Here is a 20,710-nt window from a genome sequence, read left to right as displayed (position 1 = left end):
CCCCCCCCCCCCCCTCCCCACCCCCCCCCCCCCCCCCCCGCGCCCCGCCCCCCCAATATCCCCGTTACCGCCGCGGCTGGCTGCCGCGGCGCGCTAGTGGGTCGAGGGCTCGGTCTCGATCTCGGTGCGGTCGCCGGACCAGAGGGTGTGGAAGACGCCGTCCTTGTCGACGCGCTTGTAGGTGTGGGCGCCGAAGAAGTCGCGCTGGCCCTGGACGAGCGCGGCGGGGAGGCGCTTGACCGCGAGCGAGTCGTAGTACGACAGGGCCGCGCCGAAGCCGGGCACCGGGACGCCGGAGAGGGCGGCGGTGGCGACGATGCGCCGCCAGGCGGCCTCGCCCTCGCGCACCGCGTCGGCGAAGTAGGGCGCCTCCAGCAGGGTGGCGATGTCCGGGTTCTCGTCGTAGGCGTCGGCGATGCGGTTGAGGAACTGGGCGCGGATGATGCAGCCGCCGCGCCAGATCTTCGCGATCTTGTCCTTGTGGATGTCCCAGCCGTACTTCTCCGCACCGGCGATGATCGCGTCGAAGCCCTGTGCGTAGGCGACGACCTTGGACGCGTACAGCGCCTTGGACACGTCGTCCGCGAACGCCTGCACGTCCTCGGCCTTCTGCACGTCGGGGCGGGAGGTGATGGTGGCCTGCACGGCGGCGCGCTGGTTCGGCTTGGACGACACCGCGCGGGCGAACACCGCCTCCGCGATCCCGCCGACCGGGACGCCGAGATCGAGCGCGTTCTGCACCGTCCAGACGCCGGTGCCCTTGGACCCGGCCTGGTCGAGGACGATGTCGACGAACGGCTTGCCCGTCTCGGCGTCGACCTGGCGCAGCACCTCCGCGGTGATCTCGATCAGGTAGGACTCCAGGTAGCCGTTGTTCCACTCCGCGAACACGTCCGCGATGGCCGCGGGCTCCAGGCCGCCGACGGTGCGGAGCAGGTCGTACGCCTCCGCGATCAGCTGCATGTCGGCGTACTCGATGCCGTTGTGGATCATCTTCACGAAGTGGCCGGCGCCGTCGGTGCCGACGTGGGTGACACAGGGCTCGCCCTCGGCGACCGCGGCGATGGAGGCCAGGATCGGGCCCAGGGTCTCGTACGACTCCGCCGACCCGCCCGGCATGATCGACGGGCCCTTCAACGCGCCCTCCTCACCGCCGGAGATGCCGGCGCCGACGAAGTGGATCCCGGTCTCCGCGACCCGCTTCTCCCGCGCGATCGTGTCCAGGAAGTTCGCGTTGCCGCCGTCGACGATGATGTCGCCCGGCTCGAACCGCTCCACCAGCTGATCGATCACCGCATCCGTGCCACGCCCGGCCTGCACCATGATGATCGCGGTGCGCGGCTTGGCCAGCGACGCCACGAAGTCATCGATCGACTCGCTCGCGACGAACCCGGCCTCAGGGTGATCCTTCACCAGATCCTCGGTGCGGGCGTAGGTGCGGTTGTACACCGCGACCGTGTTGCCCTCGCGGGAGGCGAGGTTGCGGGCCAGGTTCGAGCCCATCACCGCCAGACCGACGACTCCGATGTTGGCCGTTGCTTCCTGTGACACGTGATGCTCCTTCGTGAAGCCGCGACGGACGGAGGCCGTCCGCCACGACGGGGTGTAGTCGGGGGGTCAGCTCTCCCGCGGGTGGCAAGAATCGAGCAGTCCTCTCAGCGTAGCGCGACGCTCCGCCGGCCGACTCGGGCAGACGGCATACTTGCCGGTGGACCGTCCGCCGGATGTTCGGCGCGCGACGGTGACGACGACGACACGGGAGGATCGGGCGTGGAACCAGTCCAGGTGGTGGTGATGGGCGTGTCCGGCTCGGGCAAGAGCACGGTCGGCGAGCTCGTCGCGCGCAGCCTCGGTGTCCCCTTCGTCGACGGGGACGCGCTGCACCCGCCGGCGAACGTGCTGAAGATGGCCTCCGGCATCCCGCTCACGGACGACGACCGCATCCCCTGGCTCCGGGAGGTCGGGCGCACCCTGGCCTCGACCGCGCCCGACGGCGTCGTGATCGCCTGTTCGGCGCTCAAGCGCGCCTACCGCGATCTGATCCGGTCGGAGGCGCCCGCGGCGGTCTTCGCGGAGCTCGACGGCACCCGCGAGCTGCTCGCCGCGCGGATGGCCGAGCGGCCGGGCCACTTCATGCCCGTCTCGCTGCTCGACTCCCAGCTCGCGACCCTCCAGCCGCTGCAACCCGATGAGGCGGGGCTGCGCCTGGACGTGGGCCGGCCGCCCCAGGAGCTGGCGGACGCGATCGCGGCCGCCCTGAGCCCGCGGTGAGCCCGCATCGCGCCCGCATCGAGCCCGCGCTGAGCCCGCATCGCGCCCGCATCGGGCCCGCGCGGCATCCGGTAGAGGCATCGGGTAGACTCGGTCACTGAACTTCGGCGAGGGATGCTCCCTGAGCATCCGTGATCGACGCGGTGGAGCAGGCTACGCAGTCTTTCCTCGCGCACTTCGATGCGTTCGAGTCGAACATCAACCACACTGCGGGCCTCGCGGCTCGCCCGACAGCCGGACACCGTCCGGCGAGGAGACACCATGGCAGACGAGTCCAACAAGGTCGCAGCCGAGCTGCGCGAGAGCTTCGGCAAGGGCGCGGCGCGCAAGATCCGTGCCGCCGGCAAGATCCCCGCGGTCATCTACGGTCACGGCACCGACCCGGTCCACATCACCGTCCCGGCCCACCAGGTCGGCCTGCTGCTGCGCAAGGCGAACGCGGTCCTCGACCTCGACATCGCCGGCAAGGCCGAGCTCGCGCTCGTGAAGGACGTCCAGAAGGACCCGGTGTCGCAGATCATCGAGCACCTCGACCTCATCCTCATCCGCCGCGGCGAGAAGGTCGTCGTCGAGGTCCCCGTCCACATCGAGGGCGAGCCGTTCTCCGGCACGATCGCGATGCTCGAGGTCAGCACCATCCGCCTCGAGACCGAGGCGACGCACATCCCGGAGCGCATCGTCATCGACGTCACCGACGCCGCTGAGGGCACCCAGTACCTCGCCAAGGACTTCGACCTCCCGCAGGGCTCGACCCTGGCCGAGGACGAGGAGCTCCTCATCGTCAACATCGCGGTGCCGGCGTCCGCCCGCGCCGAGGACGAGGAGACCGCTGCGGCCGAGGCCGCCGCGGAGGCCGAGGCCGGCGAGAGCGCCGAGTAAGCACCTCCCATGGAATCACCCCGTCAGGCGTCGTCCACGGGACCGTCGGACGGGCCGTGGCTCGTGGTTGGGCTCGGCAACCCCGGGCCCGGCTACGCCGCCACCCGTCACAACGTGGGTCAGATGGTGCTCGACGAGCTCGCCTCGCGCGGGGGTCTCACCTTCAAGACCCACAAGACGAACGCGACGGTCGCCGAGGGTCGGCTGACCCCCGGCGGCCCGCGGTTCGTCCTCGCCAAGCCGAACACGTACATGAACGTGTCCGGCGGGCCGGTGTCGCAGCTGCTGCGCTTCTACTCGCTCGATCCGTCGCGCCTGATCGTGGTGCACGACGAGCTGGACATCCCGTTCGACACCATCCGCCTCAAGCACGGCGGCGGCCACGGCGGGCACAACGGCGTCCGCGACGTGATCGCCGCGACCGGCACCGGGGACTTCACCCGCGTGCGCGTCGGCGTCGGCCGGCCTCCCGGCTCGTCCGCGGCGGCCGACCACGTGCTGAAGGCGTTCTCGGCCACCGAGCGCAAGAACCTCCCGATCCTGGTCGCCGATGCGGCCGACGCGGTCGAGCAGATCGCCGCCGAGGGCCTCGCCCCCGCGCAGAACCGCTTCCACGCCCGCTGATTCCACGCGCTGACGCAGCCTTGCGCGCGCCGACGCGCGCGCCGGTCAGGCGGGAGGGAGCGTCGCGACCAGCGTCGCCACGTACACGCCGAACGAGATGATCGGCGCGACCGCGGCCGCAACGATGGCCACGATGCCGAAGGGCCGGCCGCGCTTCGTCGCCACCGCCACGATGCCGAGCACGAGCGCGAGGCTGCCGAGCACCGTCCCGAGCAGCATCTGCGCGCCCATGAGCACGCCGACGGGAGCGAACGCCTCCGCCTGCTCGGGCGTCAGGTCGGCGGTGTTGAACCGGAAGCTCGACGACGTGTGCGACGCGAGCGGACCGGCGGACACGCCCACGATCACGGAGGCGATCACCGAGAGCACGAGGACCGCGAGCGCGACGAGCATCGCCGTCAGCCCGAGCGCGCGAGAGCGCGAGGGAGCCGGCGGGGCGGCGTACGGCGCGGTCGCAGACGGCGCCGGGGCGTACGGTGCCGGCGGGTACTGCGCCGGCGGGTACTGCGCAGGCGGGTACTGGCCCTGCGGCGGCGGGTAGGCGCCGTACGGGGTGGGCTGCTGCTGGTCGGTCACGGGTCCCCCCTCGGGATCGGGTCGCCTCACGGCGGATGCTCAGCCAGAGCGTAGCGGACCCCCTGCTCCGAGCCAGGCACGACGCGTACCGTGACCGGCATGAAGCTGTACACGCGCGAGTGGGGCACCGGTGACCGGCTCGCGATCCTGGTCCACGGAGTCATGTCGGACTCGCGCAACTGGCGCCGGGTCGGGCCGGTGCTCGCCGAACGCGGCTACCACGTCATCGCGGTCGACCTGCGCGGGCACGGGCACAGCCCCCGCGCCGGGGAGTACTCGGCCGAGCTGATGGCGCAGGACATCGTGGACACCGTGCCGGCGCATCCCGAGCTCGTGATGGGCCACTCGCTCGGCGGGCTGACCGTCAGCCTCGCGATCGAGCGGCTCGACCCGCAGCGCGTGATCTACGTCGACCCGGCCTTCTCGTGCCCGGCCGCGAACCGCTTCCAGCAGCTGCTCGCGCCCGCGTTCCTGCGCACGCTCGCCCGTCAGTCGGCGTCGCGCATCGCCAAGCGCAACCCGCGCTGGGACCCGGCCGACGTCGCCATCGAGGTGGAGACGTTCAAGGCGTTCGACCGCGCCGTCCTCCCCGTGGTGGTCACCCCCTCGGCGATGCGGGCGCCGGAGGTCATGTCGGTGCCGTCGCTGGTCATGCTCGCCGACAACTCCCAGCTGGTGAAGCCGGAGCTCGCCGAGCGGCTGCGCTCGGAGGGTTACGAGGTCCGCGTCGTGCCGGGGTCCGGCCATGTCATCAACCGCGACGACCACGAGGGCTTCATGCGAGCGCTCGAGGGCTGGATCTGACCGCCGGTCGCACGCGCACCCTCGACCTGTCGGCGGCCCCACGTAGAATCGACCGAGTGATACTCCAGGGTCTGGTCGGCGCGCTCGGGCGCGACTCCTCGTTCGGCGACGCGCTCGCCCACGCCGCGCGTAACGCCGACTTCTCGCTGACCGACGGTCTCCGTGCGCCGCTGCTCGCCGGGCTGCTGCGTCGCCGCGCCGAGCAGGGCGCCTCCCAGGCGGTGCTGCTCATCACGGCGACCGGGCGCGAGTCCGAGTCCATCCGCGGGGCGCTGCCGTGCCTGCTGCCGGAGGCCGAGATCGTCGAGTTCCCGGCGTGGGAGACCCTGCCGCACGAGCGGCTCAGCCCCAGCCCCGAGATCGTGGGCAGGCGGCTGCTGGCGCTCCGCCGGCTGACCGACTGGGCTGCCGGCGACCAGAGCACCCCGTTCATCCTCGTGGCGTCCGTCCGCGCCGCCCTGCAGCCGCTCGCCGACAACCTCACCGACTACTCCACCGTCGAGCTCGCCACCGGCGGCCGCGGCTTCGACCTCGGCGGCCTCTCCGCGCAGCTGGTCGACCTCGCCTACGCGCGCGTCGACATGGTGACCAGGCGCGGCGAGTTCGCGGTGCGCGGCGGCATCCTCGACGTGTTCCCGCCGACGGCCGACCACCCGTACCGCGTCGACTTCTTCGGCGACGAGGTGGACCAGATCCGCGCCTTCTCGGTGGCCGACCAGCGCTCGCTGCCCGACCCGATCGCGTCCGTCGCGCTGCCGCCGAGCCGCGAGCTGCTGCTCAGCGAGTCCGTCCGCCAGCGGGCGCGCGAGATGGAGCACGAGTTCCCGAGCCTCTCCGCGATGCTCGCCAAGATCGGCGAGGGCATCCCGGTCGAGGGGATGGAGTCGCTGGCTCCCGCCCTCGTCGACCGGCTGGTGCCGCTCACCCACTACCTGCCGCAGGGCGCGGCCGTGGCGGTGCTCTCGCCCGAGCGGGTGGCCTCGCGCGCGGTCAGCCTCGCCGAGACCAACCGCGAGTTCCTCTCGGCGGCGTGGAGCGCGGCCACGGTCGGCGCCGCCGCACCGATCGACCTCGCCGCCGGCGACTTCCTGACGCTGCAGCAGCTCAAGGACTCGGTGACCTACAGCCGCCCCGGTGCGCCCGCGCCCGACCACCCGTGGTGGACGATGAGCGGCTTCCAGGCCGACGAGGTCCTCCCCGAGGAGCGCGAGCTGGAGGAGCACCTGCAGGTGCGCATCCAGGCCGAGGCCGTCCCCAGCTTCCAGGGCAACGTCTCCGGCGCGGTCGAGCACGTCCGCGGGCGGCTGCGCGACGGCTGGCAGGTCGCGATCGTCGCCGCCGGAGCCGGGCTCGTCGAGCGCGCCGCCGACGTCCTCGCCGAGGCCGAGCTGCCCGCCCGGCCGGTGGACGAGTTCCCCGCCGATCCGGAGGCAGGCATCGCCTACCTCATCAAGGCGACCGCCGAGCACGGCTTCGAGCTGCCCGGTATCAAGCTCGCCCTGATCAGCGAGGCGGAGTTCTACGGCCGGACCGTCGGCTACGACTCGCGCCAGGTCAAGAAGCTGGCGACCAGGCGCAAGAACGTGGTCGACCCCCTCGCGCTCAAGCCGGGCGACTACGTCGTGCACGAGACGCACGGCATCGGCAGGTTCGTGGAGCTCACCCAGCGCGAGGTGTCGAGCGGCGGCCGCAACGCGGTCAAGTCCAAGCGCGAGTACCTCGTGCTGGAGTACGCGCCGTCCAAGCGCGGCTACCCCGGCGACAAGCTGTATGTGCCCACCGACCAGCTCGACCTCCTCACCCGCTACGTGGGCGGGGAGGCGCCGCAGCTGTCCAAGATGGGCGGCAGCGACTGGGCGGCGGCCAAGGGGCGCGCGCGCAAGGCGGTGCGCGACATCGCGGTGGAGCTGGTCAAGCTGTACTCCGCGCGCATGGCCAGCAAGGGCCACGCGTTCGGACCGGACACCCCGTGGCAGCGCGAGCTGGAGGAGGCGTTCCCGTTCGCCGAGACGCACGACCAGCTGCAGACCATCGACGAGGTGAAGGCCGACATGGAGCGGCCCATCCCGATGGACCGGCTGATCTCGGGCGACGTCGGCTTCGGCAAGACCGAGATCGCGGTCAGGGCGGCGTTCAAGGCCGTGCAGGACGGCAAGCAGGTCGCGATGCTGGTGCCAACCACGCTGCTGGTGAAGCAGCACGCCGAGACGTTCCAGGAGCGGTTCGCCGGGTTCCCCATCCACCTGCGCCAGCTCAGCCGCTTCCAGAGCGACAAGGAGGCGCGCGAGACGCTGCGCGGGCTGGCCGACGGCACGGTCGACGTCGTGATCGGCACGCACCGCATCCTCGCCGACGGCGTCACCTTCAAAGACCTGGGCCTCGTGATCATCGACGAGGAGCAGCGGTTCGGCGTCGAGCACAAGGACGCGCTGAAGAAGCTCAAGACCAACGTCGACATCCTCGCCATGAGCGCGACGCCCATCCCGCGCACGCTCGAGATGGCGGTCACCGGCATCCGCGAGATGTCGACCCTGGCGACCCCGCCGGAGGACCGGCACCCCATCCTGACCTTCGTCGGCCCGTACTCCGACAAGCAGGTCGCCGCGGCGATCCGGCGCGAGCTGCTGCGCGAGGGTCAGGTGTTCTTCGTGCACAACCGCGTCGGCTCGATCACGAGCACCGCCGCCCGGCTCGCCGAACTGGTGCCGGAGGCGCGCATCGCCGTCGCGCACGGCAAGATGAACGAGCACGCGCTGGAGCAGGTCGTCGTCGATTTCTGGGAGCGCCGGTTCGACGTGCTCGTGTCGACCACGATCATCGAGACCGGTCTCGACATCGCCAACGCCAACACGATCATCATCGACCGCGCCGACAAGTACGGACTGAGCCAGCTCCACCAGCTCCGCGGTCGTGTCGGCCGCGGCCGGGAGCGCGCGTACGCGTACTTCCTGTGGGACGAGAACAAGCCGCTCAGCGAGACCGCGCACGACCGGCTCTCGACCATCGCCGCCAACAACGACCTCGGCAGCGGCATGCAGGTCGCGCTGAAGGACCTCGAGATCCGCGGCGCGGGCAACCTGCTGGGCGGCGAGCAGTCCGGCCACATCGCGGGCGTCGGCTTCGACCTCTACCTGCGGATGATCGGCGAGGCGGTGAGCACCTTCCGCGGCGAGGTCGCCGAGGGGCAGACCGAGCTGCGGCTGGAGCTGCCGGTCGACGCGCACATCCCCGAGGAGTACGTCGACAGCGAGCGGCTGCGGCTCGAGGCGTACCAGAAGCTGTCGACGGCGAGCGCCCCGACCTCCAAGGAGGGCCAGATCGACCTGGTGCTGGAGGAGCTGACCGACCGCTACGGCCAGCCTCCGCAGCCCGTGCTCAACCTGGTGGCGGTGTCGCGGCTGCGGCGCGCGGCGCAGAAGGCGGGACTCGGCGAGGTCGTGGCGATGGGCTCGAACCTGCGGCTCGCGCCGGCGATCCTGCCCGACTCCGTCCAGGTGCGCCTGCAGCGGATGTACCCGGGCTCGAAGTACCACGCGGCGCCCAAGGTCGCGATGGTGCCGCTGCCGCGGGTGGACGGGGAGTCGCTGCCCGACGCCGACCTGATCGAGTGGGTGTCGAGCCTGCTCGGCGCGCTGTTCCCGCAGCCCGCCCCCGAGCCCGTCAGCTGACATTGCGAGCGCGCGCCCGCAAGTCCGGAGATCAGGGTCGGTAAGGCCGGGATCTCCGGATGGAGGGGCGGCCGCCCGGCGGGTCGGCCGCGACCTCCGGAGTCACGCGCGGCGTTCGCCGTGCGGATACCGCGCACGATAGCGGCGGGCGAGGACGCTGACGAGCACGCCCGACACGACGATCGCGACCGCGGAGCCCAGCAACACGGCGAGCGTCCCCTCTGCCCGGACCTCGCCGGTGAATGCCAGCTCGTTCATGAGCAGCGACACCGTGAACCCGATGCCGCCGAGCGCGCCGACGACGACGAGGCCGAACAGTGTGATGCGGCCGCGGTCCTCCGGACTGCGGGTGAACGACCCCAGCCAGCCGCCCAGCGTGATGCCGACGAGCTTGCCGACCGGCAGGGCGACGAGGATGCCCCAGAAGGCGGGCGAGAGCTCGGCGGGGGAGACGTCCGGGATGACCACGAGCGCCGCCGAGAACGCGAACAGCGGCAGGATGAGCCCGTTCGACCACGGCTCCAGCGCGTGCGTCACGCGTCGCGCCGGCTGCCGTGACATCACGAGGCCGAGCGCCACGCCCGCGATCGTCGCGTGGACGCCCGAGTCGTAGACGAGCCACCAGGCGAGCAGGGCGACGAGCACCATCAGCACGCCGACGGGCCAGCGCAGCCGCCCGCGCAGCAGCCGGCTCAGGAGGCCGAACGCGACCACCGCGACGGCGGCGAGCAGCAGCTCCACGAGGTTCGGGTCGGTGGTGAAGAACACCGCGATGATGATGATCGCGATCAGGTCGTCGAGCACGGCGAGCGCGAGCAGGAAGACCCGGAGCCGGTTGGGCAGCCCGCGACCGAACACGGCGAGCACCCCGAGGGCGAAGGCGATGTCGGTCGCGGTGGGGATCGGCCAGCCCTCCGCCAGGCCGCTCCCGCCCGCGAACGCCAGGTACACGAGCGCGGGCACGGCGACGCCGCTCGCGGCCGCGATGGCCGGGTGGAGGGCCTTGGCGACGCTGTTCAGGTCGCCCGCGACCAGCTCGTGCCGCAGCTCCACCGCGACGATGAAGAAGAACACCGCGAGGAGGCCGTCGCTGATCCAGTGGCCGACGCTCAGGTCGAGCGGTCCCGCGCCGACGTGGGCCGCCTGGAGGTCGAGCAGCGCGGGCCCCGCCGCCGTGTTGGCGAGGAGGAGCCCGAGGGCTGCGGCGCCGAGGAGGAGTCCGGCGGCGGTGCGCTCGGAACGGATGAGGCTCATGCGGTGTCACCGATCTCGCGCCGGAGCGCGGGCAGGGGTCGTTCTGACGCCGACCAGACTTCCCGGCACACCGGGTCCGAGTCTACCGGCAGGATGGAGACGGCCCTTTCACGATCGGAGCACGACCATGTCCACCCCCGCAACCGAGACCGCCGCCGACCATCCCGAGATCGCCTGGGCGGCGCGCCGCATGCCGCTGCTCGCCGACACCATGGCCGCCGTCGGCCCGGCGTTCGCCGGCCTGCGGATCGGCGTCACCATCCACGTGGAGCCGAAGACGGCGGTCCTCTGCGAGCACCTGGTCCGGTCCGGCGCGGAGGTCGTGATCACCGGAAACGTCGGCACGACGCAGGAGCCGACGGTGGAGGCGCTGCGGGCGGTCGGCGTGGAGGTCCTCGGCTCGCGTGCCGACACCGCCGCGCAGCGCGACGTGCACCTGGACGAGATCCTCCGCCGCGAGCCGGACCTCGTGCTCGACAACGGCGGCGACCTCATCCTGAAGCTCGTCCACGGCGCGCCGCGCTCGCCGCACTTCCGGGGAGCGACGGAGGAGACGACCACGGGCGGCCTGCGCATCCGCTCGGAGCAGGCGCAGCCCGACTTCCCGGTCATCGTCATCAACGACAGCCGGCTGAAGCTGCTGGTCGAGAACGAGTTCGGCGTCGGCCAGAGCATCGTGCAGGGCTTCATGAATGCCACCAACCTCATGCTGCCCGCCGCACGCGCCGGTGTCGTCGGCTACGGGCCGTGCGGCAAGGGCGTCGCCGACGCGCTGCGCCAGCTCGGGGCGTCCGTCACCGTGGCGGACCTCGACCCCTTCCGGCAGCTCGACGCGCTGATGCGCGGGCACCGCGTCGCGCCGCTTCCGGAGCTCCTGGCCGCCAGCGACCTCGTGTTCCTCGCCACGGGCGCCCGCGGGGTCGTCGACGAGGCCGGCGTCGCCGCGCTCCGCGACGGCGCGATCATCGCCGGCGTCGGCCACGAAGGGCTCGAGCTCGACGGCGAGGCCCTCGCCCGCGCCACCCGCGAGACCGTCGTGCTCTCGCCGTCGGGCGGCGACGCGGACGCCCGGGTGCTGCACCGCCTCCACGACGGGCGGGAGGTCGTCGTGCTGCACTCGACGCGCATGATCAACCTCACGGCTGCGGGCGGCAACCCGATCCAGGCGATGGACCTCGGCCTGGCGCTGCAGGCCCGCAGCCTCGCCGCCATCGCCGCGGGGGAGGCCCGCTGGACGGGGGCGGAGGCGGTGCCGGACGCGGTCGACCGCGTGCTGGCCGAGGGGCTGGTGCGGCTGCTGAGCTGAGCGCCGGGCGGTGAGAGGATGGGGGAGTCCCGGCGCAAGGAGCATCCGATGACCGATCCCGCCCCCTCCAAGCTCGACGAACTCGTCGCCATCACCGCGCGGCTCCGCGCCCCGGGCGGCTGCCCGTGGGACGCGGACCAGACCCACGAGTCGCTCGTGCAGTACCTGATCGAGGAGACCTACGAGCTGATCGAGGCGATCGAGGCGGGCGACCGGGAGGAGATGATCGAGGAGCTCGGCGACGTGCTCTACCAGGTGCTCTTCCACGCCGACATCGCCGCGCACACCCCGGGCGAGGACTTCGACATCCAGGACGTCGCCGCCCACATGACCGCGAAGATGGTCGGCCGGCACCCGCACGTCTTCGGCGGCGACCGCACGGCCGAGACCGCGGACGACGTGGTCGGCTTCTGGGACGACCTCAAGCGGGCCGAGAAGCCGTCGCGCACGAGCGTGCTCGACGGCATCCCTCAGGCGATGCCCTCCCTCGCGCTCGCCGACAAGCTGCTCGGCCGGGCCGAGAAGGTCGGGCTGCTCGACCTGGGCGAGACCGGGGGAGTACGGGTGAGCAGCGAGGACGAGCTCGGCCCGCTGCTGCTCGCCATCGTCGCGTCGGCGAAGGCGCAGGGCTTGGACGCCGAGCGTGCGCTGCGGTCGACGCTCCGCGATCTGCAGGGCGAGATCCGGGAGCACGAGGCCACCGCCTCCTGAGGTGCGAGCTCGCATGCGAGCTCGCGGGATACGAGCTCCCGGGATGCGATCTCCCAGCGGGTTAGGTTAGGCTCCCCTAATGTGCCCGCTCGGCACGCCGACCCCCGCCCCCTCCCGAAGGAGTGCCATGCTCGAGTCCGCCCGCTCCGGCCGCCGCCGGTCGCGCCTCGCCCTGACCGCGTCCGCGGTCGTCGCCGCCGTCGCGCTGGCCCTGACCGGATGCTCCTCGGCATCGCCCGAGAGCGGAAGCAGCTCCTCCTCCGGCACCGGCTCGTTCCCGGTCACGGTCGACAGCGCGCTCGGCAAGACCACGATCGACAGCAAGCCCGAGCGCATCGCGACCTGGGGCTGGGGCGCGCAGGACGTCGTCCTCGCCCTCGGCATCGTGCCCGTCGCGATGCCCGCCTTCACCTACGGCGGCAACAAGGACAAGGTGCTGCCCTGGGACGCCGAGAAGATCGAGGAGCTCGGCGGGAAGACCCCCCAGCTGCTCAACGCCGACACCGGCGAGGTGCCGTTCGAGGAGTTCGTGAAGGCGAAGCCCGACGTCATCCTGGCGCCGTACTCGGGCCTGACCCAGGAGGAGTTCGACAAGCTCAGCCAGATCGCCCCGGTCGTCGCCTACCCCGAGAAGCCGTGGGCGACGAGCTGGCGCGACCAGACCACGATCGTCGGCACGGCGCTCGGCATGTCGAAGGAGGCGGAGGCCCTCATCACGAAGACCGAGGACGCCATGACCGCCCTCGCCGACAAGCACCCGGTGATCAAGGACAAGACCTTCTTCTACGCCGCCGCCAACCAGCCCGGCGTGCTGAACGTCTACCGCGCCGACGACCCGCGCGTGCAGATCCTCAACGACCTGGGGATGAAGAACTCGGCCAGCATCGCCGACCTCGACTCCTCGAAGGGCGACGGCAGCTTCTTCTACCAGCTCAGCTACGAGAACCTCTCCAAGATCGACACCGACCTCCTGGTCATGTACTTCGACACCCAGGCCTCGCTCGACGCCTTCACGGCCGACCCGCTCGTCGCGGCCCTGCCGGCCGTGAAGGAGGGACGCTTCGCCCCCCTCGTCGGCGAGTCGTACGTCGCCGCCACCAGCGCGCCGAGCGTGCTCGCCATCCCGTGGGCGCTCGACACCTTCGTCCCCCAGCTCGCCGAGGCCGCCGACAAGGTGAAGTGACGGTCGATGCCCACGAGCGCGCAGAGCGCCGTCTCGGCGGCGACCGGCGTCGACCGGACCGGGGAGTCCCTCCCCGCCGGCCGGCGCCGTCGGCGCACCCTCGTGGGCTTCGCGATCGCCGCGCTCGCCCTGGTGGTCGCGTGCGTGCTCAGCCTGATGGTCGGCGCGCGCACGATCGCGCCCGGTGAGGTGCTGAACGCGCTGCTCCACTACTCGCCGGGCGATCCGGACGCGCTCGTCGTGGTCGGGAGCCGCCTGCCGCGCACTCTGCTCGGCCTCGCCGCCGGCCTCGCGCTCGGCCTCGCCGGGACCGTCATGCAGGGGCTCTCGCGCAACCCGCTCGCCGACCCCGGCATCCTCGGCGTCAATTTCGGCGCCTCCCTCGCGGTGGTCGTCGCGATCGCCTTCCTCGGGGTCAGCAGCGTGTCCGGCTACGTCTGGTTCGCCTTCGCCGGGGCGGCGCTCGCCGCGGCGCTCGTCTACGCCGTGTCGTCGGTCGGCCGGGAGGGTGCGACGCCGGTGAAGCTCGCGCTCGCCGGCGCGGCGGTGTCCGCCGCCCTCGGCTCCCTCATCACCGCTGTGATGCTCACCAGCCGCGTCTCGCTCGACACCATGCGGTTCTGGCAGGTCGGATCGCTCGCCGGCCGCAACCTCGGCGTGCTCGTGCAGGTGCTGCCGACCCTCGCCGTCGGCGCGCTCATCGCCTTCGGGCTCGGCCGCGTGCTCAACGGGCTGGCGCTCGGCGACGACGTCGCGCGCGGGCTGGGACAGCGCGTCGGGCTCGCCCGCGTGCTGAGCGGCATCGCCATCGTCCTGCTGTGCGGGTCGGCGACCGCGGCGGTCGGCCCGATCGCCTTCGTCGGCCTGGTGGTCCCGCACGCCGCGCGCTGGGTGGTCGGCAGCGACTACCGGCGCATCCTCGCCCTGTCCGCCGTCGTCGCGCCAACGCTGCTCATCGTGTGCGACGTGATCGGGAGGGTCGTCGCGCGCCCCGGCGAGCTGCAGGTCGGCGTCGTGATGGCGTTCGTCGGAGCTCCGCTGTTCATCGCGCTCGTCCGGCGCAGGAAGCCGGCGAGCCTGTGAACGCCGCCTCCACCGCGGCCGTGTCCACCGCGGCCGCCTCCACCGCCATCGGGGCCGACCGCCGGCGCCGCACGGGTCGTGCGCTCCGCGTCGCGATCGTGCTCGCGGTGCTCGTGATTCTGGTCGGCGCGGTCTCGCTCACGCTCGGCGCGGCCGGGCTCGCGCCGGCGGACGTGCTCGCGGCGCTGATCGGGCGCGCGGACCGGCTGACGTCGTTCGTCATCCTGCAGCTGCGGCTCCCGCGACTGGTGGCCGCTGCCCTCGTTGGCGCGTGTCTGGGCCTGTCGGGAGCGCTCATCCAGTCGGTCGCCCGCAACCCGCTCGCGAGCCCCGACATCATCGGCATCACGGCCGCCGCGAGCGCGTCCGGCGCCGTGGCGCTGGTCTGGTTCGGCATCACCGGCCTCGCGCTCTCCGGGATCGTGCTCGTCGGCACGGTGGTCGCCGCCGCCCTGATCTACCTGCTGGCGTGGCGTCGCGGCGTGAGCGGCTACCGCTTCGTGCTCGTCGGGATCGGCGTCGCCGCCGTCTGCACCGGTCTCGTCTCGTACGTGCTCACGACGGCCGACCTCACCGACGTGCAGCAGGCCCTGGTCTGGATCACCGGGAGCCTCAACAACGTCGACACCACCGCGCTGCTCGTGCTCGTGGCCGGCGCCGTGGTCCTGATCCCGTGCGCACTGCTGCTCGGCCGCTCGCTGGCGGCCCTCGGCCTCGGCGACGACCTCGCGGCCGGCATCGGCGTGCGGACCGAGCGCACGCGCCTCCTCGTGGTCGCGGTGGCGGTCGCGCTGGCCGCCGTGGCGGTGTCGGTCGCCGGGCCCGTCTCGTTCGTCGCCTTCCTCGCGGCGCCGATCGCACGGAGGCTCGTCGGGCGCGGATCCCTCGCGCTCGTGTCGTCGGCGCTCGTCGGCGCGCTCGTGCTCGTCGTCTCCGACATCGTCGCCCAGTTCGCGGTGCCCGGCGTCGTGTTCCCGGTCGGCGTCGTGACCGGGATCGTCGGCGCGCCCTACCTGCTGTGGCTGCTCACCAGGACCAACCGGATCGGCCGGGGAGGCTGACATGACCGACACCGCATCGCACGCCGCACCGCATCCCGCGCCCGGCGCGCCCGAGCTGGCCGCCCGCGGCCTCACCCTGGCCTACGAGGGGAGGGTCGTCGTCGACGGCCTCGACCTCGAGCTCCCGCGCGGCGAGGTGACCGCGATCGTCGGGCCGAACGCCTGCGGCAAGTCCACCCTCCTGCGGGGCCTGTCGCGGCTGCTCGCCCCGACCGCCGGTGCGGTCCTGCTCGACGGCGCCGACCTCCACGCGCTGCCGACCAAGCAGGTCGCGACCCGCCTCGGCCTGCTGCCGCAGACCCCGACCGCGCCGGACGGCATCACGGTGGCCGACCTGGTGTCGCGCGGGCGCTACCCGCACCAGGGCTGGTTCCGTCGCTGGACCGCGGAGGACGACGAGGCCGTCGCCGAGGCGATGGTCGCAACCGGTGTGTCCGAGCTCGCGGAGCGGCCGGTCGACGAGTTGTCCGGCGGGCAGCGGCAGCGCGTCTGGATCGCGATGGCCCTCGCTCAGCGCACCGGCATCCTGCTGCTCGACGAGCCGACGACCTTCCTCGACATCAGCCACCAGCTCGACGTGCTCGACCTGCTGCTCGACCTCAACGCGGCGCGCGGCACGACGGTCGTGATGGTGCTGCACGACCTCAACCTCGCCGCGCGCTACGCCGGCCACCTCGTCGCGATGCGGTCGGGCGCCATCGTCGCTGCGGGCGCGCCCGCCGAGGTCGTGACCCCGGAGCTCGTGCGGGAGGTGTTCGGCGTGGAGTCGGTGATCGCCCCGGACCCGGTCACCGGGACGCCGTTGGTCGTCCCGCTGGGACGGCACCACACCGCCTGAGCGGGCGCGGCTCGCGGAGACCCCACGACGACAGCGGCCGACAGGGCGTCCGATCGACGTGGACGCGGTGTCGGCCTGTCGTGTCTGGCAGCGAGCACCTCGCCGTGGTCGGACGGGATGCGGCTCATGCCAGGTCCTGGCGGGACACCACCGCACCGCGCCGGTCGCGCGGCATCAGGGTGGCAACGCCGACATGATAAGCCCGCGAATGCTTCGTGCGCCATACCCCGGCGTTACCTTTCCGTGATGTTCGCGCCGGCGGGCGGGCGCCGCATGGAAGAATCGAGGCATGGCCTCACCGATCACCCCGCCCCGCGGCATGCGCGACTTCCTCCCCGCCGAGAAGGCGCGCCGGGAGCATGCGCTCGGCGTGATCAGGAGGAGCTTCGCCTCCCACGGCTTCGACGAGATCGAGACGCCCGTGGTCGAGGACGTCGCGCGCCTCCACTCCGGCCTCGGCGGCGACAACGAGAAGCTGGCGTTCAGCGTGCTCAAGCGCGGACTCGACGGCGACGACCTGCGCGCCGCGATCGACTCCGGCGACATGCTCGCGCTGTGCGACCTGGGGCTGCGCTTCGACCTCACGGTGCCGCTGGCCCGCTTCTACGCGACCCACCGCGCCGAGCTGCCCCCGGTGTTCCGGTCGATCCAGATCGCGCCGGTCTGGCGTGCCGAGCGTCCGCAGAAGGGCCGCTACCGCCAGTTCGTGCAGTGCGACATCGACATCATCGGCGAGGGCTCGCAGCTGGCGGAGGTCGAGCTGATCACCGCGACGGCCGCGGCGCTGGAGGCGCTGGGCCTCACCGACTGCACCATCCGCATCAACGACCGCCGCATCCTCAACGGGCTGCTGGAGTACTGCGGCTTCGAGGAGGCGCGCTGGCCGCAGGTGCTGATCTCGGTCGACAAGCTCGACAAGATCGGGGCGGAGGGCGTGGTCACCGAGCTGAGCGAGGGCGGCGCCGACTCCGCGGCCGTGCTGGGCGGCATCCTCGCCGGCCTCGAGCCGCACCTGGCCGACGGCGGGGTGGAGCTCACCGTCGAGGCGATCAGCGGCATCCTCCCGGCGGGCATGGACACGGATGCCGTCGCCGAGCTGGAGGCGCTCGCGCACGCGCTCGACACCCTCCCGACCGGCGTGCGGCTGCGCTTCGACCCGACGCTCGTGCGCGGCATGGGCTACTACACCGGCACCATCTTCGAGATCGCGCACCCCGGCTCCGGCAGCTCGGTCGGCGGGGGCGGGCGCTATGACGGGATGATCGGGCGGTTCCTCGGCACCGACGTCCCGGCCGCCGGATTCTCGATCGGCTTCGAGCGCGTCGTCGACCTCATCGAGGTGCCGGAGGACGCGACGGCCGAGTCGGTCGTGCTCGTCTACGACCAGGACGTACCGCTCGACCGGCTCGCCGCCATCAAGTCCGAGCTGATCGCCTCCGGGCGCCGCGTCCGGCTCGACCGTCGCGCCAAGAACCTCAAGGCCGTGCTCGACCGGGCGGCGGCCTCCGGCTACCGCTCGTTCGCGTTCGTGAACGCCGGCACGGCAGACGCCTCCGCGCTCGAACTCAAGGCGCTGTCGTGACGGCGACCTCCGCGACGACGACAGCCGTGCCGTGGAGCTCCGGCCGCTGGACCCACGAGCCCGCTGACGTCGCGGCGGACGGCGACGCCCTCCTCGTCACCGCTGTCGAGGGCTCCGACGCGTGGCGCACCACCGCGTACGGCTTCGTGCACGACAGCGAGCACGCCCTCCTCGCGCCGCTCGAACCCGGCACCGCGATGGAGGTCGCCTTCAGCGGCGACTTCTCCGGCGAGTTCGACCAGGCCGGGCTGTTCGTGCGGGTCGACGACGAGCACTGGACGAAGGCCGGGGTGGAGTTCGCCGACGGCGCCCTGCAGCTGGGGGCCGTGGTCACGCACCGGTTCTCCGACTGGTCCGTCGCGCCCGTGCCGGACTGGGCGGGGCAGCGCATCACGGTCAGGGTCAGCCGGGCCGGGGACGCGATCACGGTCCGCGCCCGCGCGGGCGACGAACCCTTCCGGCTCGTCCGCGTCGCCTACCTCGCGCCGGACGCCGCCGCCTCCGCCGGGCCGCTCATCAGCGCACCGACCCGCGCCGGCCTGACCGTGCGCTTCGAGCGCTGGACGACCGGGCCGGCCGACGCCGCCCTGCACTGACCGCGGACGCCCGCCGCCGCCCGCCGCGGGCATTCTCACTAGACTGACGAGGAAACCCCACGAAGAAGACCACTGAGGAGACAGTTGTGGCTCAGATCGAAGCTGTAGGCGCTCGCGAGATCCTGGACTCGCGCGGCAACCCGACCGTCGAGGTCGAGGTGCTCCTGGAGGACGGCACCGTCAGCCGCGCCGCCGTCCCGTCCGGCGCGTCCACCGGCGCGTTCGAGGCCTATGAGCTGCGCGACGGCGACAAGGGCCGTTACCTTGGCAAGGGCGTCGAGAAGGCCGTCGACGCGGTGCTCGACGAGATCGGCCCGGCGATCGAGGGCTTCGAGGCCAGCGACCAGCGCCTGGTCGACGAGGCGATGATCGATCTCGACGGCACCGACAACAAGAAGCGCCTGGGCGCCAACGCCATCCTCGGCGTCAGCCTCGCGGTCGCCAAGGCCGCGGCCGACTCGGCCGACCTCCCGCTGTTCCGCTACGTCGGCGGCCCGAACGCGCACGTGCTCCCGGTGCCGATGATGAACATCATCAACGGCGGAGCGCACGCCGACACCGGCGTCGACATCCAGGAGTTCATGGTCCTGCCGCTCGGCGCCGAGACCTTCTCCGAGGGCCTGCGCTGGGGCGTCGAGACCTACCACTCTCTCAAGGCGCTGCTGAAGTCGAAGGGCCTCAACACCGGCCTCGGCGACGAGGGCGGCTTCGCCCCCGAGCTCGCCAACAACCGCGCCGCGCTCGACCTGATCTCCGAGGCGATCGAGCAGGCCGGCTTCACCGTCGGGTCGCAGATCGCGCTCGGCCTCGACGTGGCCTCCACCGAGTTCTTCGAGAACGGCGTCTACACCTTCGAGGGCCAGCAGCGCACCGCGGCCGAGATGAGCGCGTACTACACCGAGCTCGCTGCGAACTACCCGCTGGTCTCGATCGAGGACCCGCTGGCCGAGGACGACTGGGAGGGCTGGGCCCACCTGACCGCCGAGCTCGGCTCGAAGCTCCAGCTCGTCGGCGACGACCTGTTCGTCACCAACCCGAAGCGCCTCGCGCAGGGCATCACCGCGCGCGCCGCGAACAGCATCCTGGTCAAGGTGAACCAGATCGGCACCCTCACCGAGACGCTCGACGCCGTCTCGCTCGCCCAGCGCAGCGGCATGACCGCCGTGCTCTCGCACCGCTCGGGTGAGACCGAGGACACCACCATCGCCGACCTCGCCGTCGCCACCAACGCCGGCCAGATCAAGACCGGCGCCCCGGCCCGCTCGGAGCGCGTCGCGAAGTACAACCAGCTGCTCCGCATCGAGGAGGAGCTGGGCGACGCCGCCGTCTACGCCGGCCGCAGCGCCTTCCCGCGCTTCACCGCGTAAGCACTCCGCTCACGAAGGGCGTCCGGCTCGTGCCGGGCGCCCTTCGCCGTTCCCGCCCATGATCGCCGCGCGTCGCGGGTGGGAGAATGCGGGCATGCAGGGGAACGGGGGAGGCGCGAGCGACGTCGGGCCGCTCGTCCTGTTCCTGGCGCTCGCCGGCCTGTTCACGCTGCTCGGGGTCTACCTGCTGCTGCGCCCGGGGTCGGCGGCGGCCTTCTTCGCCGACGCGGAGGCGCGACGGCGGTTCCGCCCACGCGACGCCCGCGCGCTCGGCGCGGTGTTCGCCGGTGGCGGCGCGGCCTTCCTCGTGCTCGGCGTCCTGCGACTGTCCACGCTCCTCTGACTCCGCGCGCAGGGGCGTCGCCTACGATGGGAAGCATGCCGAAGCGTCCCGCGCGCGCGTCCCGCCGCGTCCCCGTCACCCTGTCGGGGCCGTCGGGCACCGGACGCTGGCTGCGCGGGATCCACTTCTCGGCGTTCTCGCTCGTCATGATGGGCGCGCTCGTGCTGGCGGTCGTGATCCTCGCGCCGACCCTCCAGTCGTTCATCGCGCAGCGGCAGCAGATCGCCGACCAGCAGGCCGCCGTGGACGCGCTGTCGAAGCAGGTGGACGAGCTCAAGGACCAGCGCGCCCGCTGGAACGACCCCAGCTACCTGCGCGCGCAGGCCAGGGACCGGCTCTACTACGTGATGCCGGGCGAGATCTCCTACCTCGTGATCGACGACCGGCCGCCGGCGGCCCAGCAGGCGGAGACGCCCGTCAGCTCCAAGCTGCAGCGGACGAAGACCGATTGGGTCGGTTCGCTGTTCTCGTCGTTCGTCGGCGCCGGCCTGACCGACGCGACCCCGGAACAGCTGAGCGGCGGCACCGGCACGAGCACAGGAACCCCCGCCCCGACCTCCACCC

General features: G+C 72.4%; 19 protein-coding genes. 16 read left to right on the top strand and 3 right to left on the bottom strand.

Annotated elements, in window-relative coordinates; all coding sequences use genetic code 11:
- Positions 1-93: 93 nt before the first annotated feature.
- Positions 94-1,551: an NADP-dependent phosphogluconate dehydrogenase gene (gndA, locus tag ACR9ZG_RS11130; RefSeq protein ID WP_481284902.1), complete on the bottom strand. Its 1,458-nt coding sequence runs from the start codon at positions 1,549-1,551 to the stop codon at positions 94-96.
- A gap of 219 nt (positions 1,552-1,770) precedes the next feature.
- On the opposite strand from gndA, the gene ACR9ZG_RS11125 reads away from it, so the two are divergent.
- The 3 genes from ACR9ZG_RS11125 (at position 1,771) to pth (ending at position 3,774) form a co-directional block, all read left to right on the top strand.
- On the top strand, positions 1,771-2,271 hold the full coding sequence (locus ACR9ZG_RS11125; RefSeq protein ID WP_481284901.1) for a gluconokinase: 501 nt from the start codon (positions 1,771-1,773) through the stop codon (positions 2,269-2,271).
- 261 nt (positions 2,272-2,532) lie between these two features.
- Positions 2,533-3,150 (top strand): 50S ribosomal protein L25/general stress protein Ctc, encoded by a 618-nt coding sequence (locus ACR9ZG_RS11120; RefSeq protein WP_481284900.1) that lies wholly within the window; start codon positions 2,533-2,535, stop codon positions 3,148-3,150.
- Positions 3,151-3,159: 9 nt separating this feature from the next.
- Positions 3,160-3,774, top strand: a complete 615-nt coding sequence (gene pth, locus ACR9ZG_RS11115) for an aminoacyl-tRNA hydrolase (RefSeq protein ID WP_481284899.1) — start codon at positions 3,160-3,162, stop codon at positions 3,772-3,774.
- Positions 3,775-3,819: 45 nt separating this feature from the next.
- On the opposite strand, the gene ACR9ZG_RS11110 is transcribed toward pth, so the two are convergent.
- Complete coding sequence (locus ACR9ZG_RS11110) at positions 3,820-4,350, bottom strand: hypothetical protein (protein ID WP_481284898.1); 531 nt, start codon at positions 4,348-4,350, stop codon at positions 3,820-3,822.
- 99 nt (positions 4,351-4,449) lie between these two features.
- Here ACR9ZG_RS11110 and ACR9ZG_RS11105 point away from each other — a divergent pair, with 99 nt between their 5' ends.
- Both ACR9ZG_RS11105 and mfd read left to right on the top strand, forming a co-directional pair.
- The gene (locus ACR9ZG_RS11105; protein WP_481284897.1) at positions 4,450-5,154 is read left to right on the top strand and encodes an alpha/beta fold hydrolase; all 705 of its coding nucleotides are present in this window, start codon (positions 4,450-4,452) and stop codon (positions 5,152-5,154) included.
- A gap of 56 nt (positions 5,155-5,210) precedes the next feature.
- Positions 5,211-8,822: a transcription-repair coupling factor gene (gene mfd / locus ACR9ZG_RS11100; RefSeq protein ID WP_481284896.1), complete on the top strand. Its 3,612-nt coding sequence runs from the start codon at positions 5,211-5,213 to the stop codon at positions 8,820-8,822.
- A gap of 102 nt (positions 8,823-8,924) precedes the next feature.
- Here the strand turns inward: mfd and ACR9ZG_RS11095 are convergent, their stop codons facing one another.
- On the bottom strand, positions 8,925-10,076 hold the full coding sequence (locus ACR9ZG_RS11095) for a Na+/H+ antiporter NhaA (protein ID WP_481284895.1): 1,152 nt from the start codon (positions 10,074-10,076) through the stop codon (positions 8,925-8,927).
- Positions 10,077-10,203: 127 nt separating this feature from the next.
- On the opposite strand from ACR9ZG_RS11095, the gene ACR9ZG_RS11090 reads away from it, so the two are divergent.
- The 11 genes from ACR9ZG_RS11090 to ACR9ZG_RS11040 form a co-directional block, all read left to right on the top strand.
- Complete coding sequence (locus ACR9ZG_RS11090) at positions 10,204-11,382, top strand: adenosylhomocysteinase (protein ID WP_481284894.1); 1,179 nt, start codon at positions 10,204-10,206, stop codon at positions 11,380-11,382.
- 48 nt (positions 11,383-11,430) lie between these two features.
- A complete protein-coding gene (locus ACR9ZG_RS11085) occupies positions 11,431-12,093 on the top strand; it encodes a nucleoside triphosphate pyrophosphohydrolase (protein WP_481284893.1) in 663 nt (220 codons plus the stop codon).
- A gap of 127 nt (positions 12,094-12,220) precedes the next feature.
- On the top strand, positions 12,221-13,276 hold the full coding sequence (locus tag ACR9ZG_RS11080; RefSeq protein WP_481284892.1) for an iron-siderophore ABC transporter substrate-binding protein: 1,056 nt from the start codon (positions 12,221-12,223) through the stop codon (positions 13,274-13,276).
- Positions 13,277-13,282: 6 nt separating this feature from the next.
- Positions 13,283-14,359: a FecCD family ABC transporter permease gene (locus ACR9ZG_RS11075; protein WP_481284891.1), complete on the top strand. Its 1,077-nt coding sequence runs from the start codon at positions 13,283-13,285 to the stop codon at positions 14,357-14,359.
- A complete protein-coding gene (locus tag ACR9ZG_RS11070) occupies positions 14,356-15,420 on the top strand; it encodes a FecCD family ABC transporter permease (RefSeq protein WP_481284890.1) in 1,065 nt (354 codons plus the stop codon). The genes ACR9ZG_RS11075 and ACR9ZG_RS11070 overlap by 4 nt, the downstream gene beginning before the upstream one ends.
- 1 nt (position 15,421) lies before the next feature.
- Complete coding sequence (locus ACR9ZG_RS11065) at positions 15,422-16,258, top strand: ABC transporter ATP-binding protein (RefSeq protein ID WP_481284889.1); 837 nt, start codon at positions 15,422-15,424, stop codon at positions 16,256-16,258.
- 289 nt (positions 16,259-16,547) lie between these two features.
- On the top strand, positions 16,548-17,840 hold the full coding sequence (gene hisS, locus ACR9ZG_RS11060) for a histidine--tRNA ligase (RefSeq protein WP_481284888.1): 1,293 nt from the start codon (positions 16,548-16,550) through the stop codon (positions 17,838-17,840).
- Positions 17,837-18,436: a DUF1349 domain-containing protein gene (locus ACR9ZG_RS11055; protein WP_481284887.1), complete on the top strand. Its 600-nt coding sequence runs from the start codon at positions 17,837-17,839 to the stop codon at positions 18,434-18,436. Before hisS ends, ACR9ZG_RS11055 begins: the two co-directional genes overlap by 4 nt.
- Before the next feature lie 86 nt (positions 18,437-18,522).
- Positions 18,523-19,803 (top strand): phosphopyruvate hydratase, encoded by a 1,281-nt coding sequence (gene eno / locus ACR9ZG_RS11050; protein ID WP_481284886.1) that lies wholly within the window; start codon positions 18,523-18,525, stop codon positions 19,801-19,803.
- A gap of 94 nt (positions 19,804-19,897) precedes the next feature.
- On the top strand, positions 19,898-20,146 hold the full coding sequence (locus ACR9ZG_RS11045; RefSeq protein WP_481284885.1) for a hypothetical protein: 249 nt from the start codon (positions 19,898-19,900) through the stop codon (positions 20,144-20,146).
- Between the two features lie 35 nt (positions 20,147-20,181).
- On the top strand, positions 20,182-20,710 hold a 529-nt coding region (locus ACR9ZG_RS11040; protein ID WP_481284884.1), incomplete at its 3' end, for an FtsB family cell division protein.

Source organism: Leifsonia sp. KNZ12-8B, from assembly GCF_056755495.1.
Note: the sequence above shows the minus strand (reverse complement) of the source record. Positions and strands in the feature narration are given on the sequence as shown.